Origin of the sequence: Intrasporangium chromatireducens Q5-1 (assembly GCF_000576575.1) — a bacterium.
Classification (GTDB): Bacteria; Actinomycetota; Actinomycetes; order Actinomycetales; family Dermatophilaceae; genus Intrasporangium_A; species Intrasporangium_A chromatireducens.
Map to the genome: position 1 here is coordinate 1 of NZ_AWQS01000465.1, position 1,389 is coordinate 1,389.

Consider the following 1,389-nt stretch of genomic DNA (forward strand, 5'->3'; position numbering starts at 1 on the left):
CGCCTGCGGCAGCGCCCGCGCCTGCGGCAGAGCCCGCGCCTGCGGCAGAGCCGGCCACGGCAGAGCCGCCGACCGAGGTCGTGCCTGAAGGCGCACCGCCCACCGCACCCATAGTTGCACCGCCTGCCGCGCGGGTCGTGGCCCCATCGTGGCCCGGTGACGAGGACCCGGCCGGGACGGCAAGGACCGTTGCGGGCCAACGGATCACCGAGCCTGGCGCCACCGGACCGGTCACCCCGTTGGACCCGGCCACCGGCCGGCTCCTCGAGGTGCCCGAAGCGCGCGCCGTGGCCGGTCAGGTCATGCTCGCGGCTCGGGAGACAGCTCCACTCGTCGCCCGTGCGCCGGAACGTGAGCCCCGTCCCGAGCCCGCTCGTGCATCCGCCATTGCTCGCGAGGACGTCTTGGGGGGCGGACCGAGCGCCGAGCCTGACTCGGCCCTGGGTGCCGGCGGCTACGTCATCGGCGAGGAGCACCCATCGGTGCAGGAGTCCGACGCGATCTTCGAGGCGCGCCAGGCGCTCGAGCTCGGTGCCCTCTCCCTCACCATCGGCCGGCTGACCACCTCGCAGCTCGCCGGCTACCGGCTGCTGGCGGAGTCGACGCTCCCGCACGTCGACGGCGACCGGTTCGTCGACGCCGCCGCCTACACCGACACGAACGCCGCGTTCCACGACTACCTGTTCACACTGACCCGCAACGAACACCTGCTGCAGGCGTACCAGGCGCTGGGCGTCCAGGGGCACATGGAGGAGGTGCTGAGGAACGCGACGTGGTGCCATCCACGCTGCGCCACTGACCACGTCGAGATCGTCGACGCCTTCGAGGCGGGTGACCTCGACCGCGCCCGCACCCTCATCATCGAGCACGCCGACCGCTCGAAGCTGACGATGCGCCGGGCCATGGACGACGCCCGGCAGCGACTGGGCTCGCGGTGGGTCAGTCCCGGACGGTTCAGTGGCAAGGTCGTGCTCGTCACCGGGGCGGCCCAGGGCATCGGCGAGCGGACGGCCCGGCGGATCTGCGCCGAGGGCGGCCGGCTCGTGCTCGTCGACCGCTCTCAGTTCGTCCACGAGCTCTCGCGTGAGTTCGGGAGCGCTGGCTACACCGCGTATGCCGTGACCGCGGACCTCGAGACGTGGGAGGGCGCCAATGCCATGGTCCAGGAGGCCATCGGTCGGTTCGGCAGGATCGACGTCGCGATCCACACGGTCGGCGGCACCATCTGGGCCAAGCCCTTCCACCACTACCCGCCGGAGCAGATCCAGGCCGAGATCAACCGGTCGCTCTTTCCGACGCTCTGGTCGTGCCGAGCGATCCTGCCGCACTTCATCGAGCGCCGGCGGGGCACGATCGTCAACGTCTCCTCCGTCGCCACGCGCGGACTCA

1 protein-coding gene is annotated in these 1,389 nt (G+C 71.9%); it reads left to right on the plus strand.

Features of this window, described 5'->3' with window-relative positions:
* Window positions 1-137: 137 nt before the first annotated feature.
* Window positions 138-1,389: SDR family NAD(P)-dependent oxidoreductase (locus N864_RS22250; protein WP_205621040.1), on the plus strand; the 1,252-nt coding region annotated here is incomplete at its 3' end.